The sequence below is a fragment of the Massilia sp. 05N420 genome, assembly GCF_056397205.1.
Map to the genome: position 1 here is coordinate 1 of NZ_JBFTMX010000128.1, position 572 is coordinate 572.

At 55.8% G+C, this 572-nt stretch carries 1 protein-coding gene; it reads left to right on the plus strand.

The features are described from left to right. On the plus strand, positions 1-345 hold a 345-nt coding region (locus AC1DIX_RS27600; RefSeq protein ID WP_477328517.1), incomplete at its 5' end, for an IS110 family transposase. Positions 346-572 lie beyond the last annotated feature (227 nt).

Below are 572 nucleotides of genomic sequence, written 5' to 3' on the forward strand. Positions count from 1 at the left end.
GGTCTGGACCTCGCCAAACAGGCCTTCCAGGTCCACGGAATGAACAAAGACGGGGACAAGGTTTTCAGCCACAAGCTGGCGAGAGCGGAATTGCCAGGTTTCTTTAAGAAGGATCGTGGATGCGTTGTCGCACTGGAAGCCACCGCCGGCGCTCATTATTGGGCGAGAGAGATTGAAAGGTCGGGGCACACGCCGTTGCTCATACCCGCGCAATACGTCAAACCATTCGTCAAACGGGATAAATCCGATGCTCTTGACGCCGAAGTAATTGCCAACGCCGCGACGCAGCCAGGAATGCGCTTCGTGGCCATCAAAAGTCCGGACAGCAGGCAATCACCACTCTGATGAAAACGCGAACGCTGTTCATTCGCCAGCGAACCTCCGCCATCAATGCGCTGCGCGGCCTTTTGGCTGAATTCGGATTTGTCGTCCCGTCTAGGACCATAACGTTGTCGAACTCAAGCAGATCTTGAGCTCTGACAAGAGCCACCTACCCGAGCCCGCGCGCACCGTGTTGAGAAGTGTCTACCAGCACATCGACGCTATCAACGAGCACATCAGCGGGATTGAAG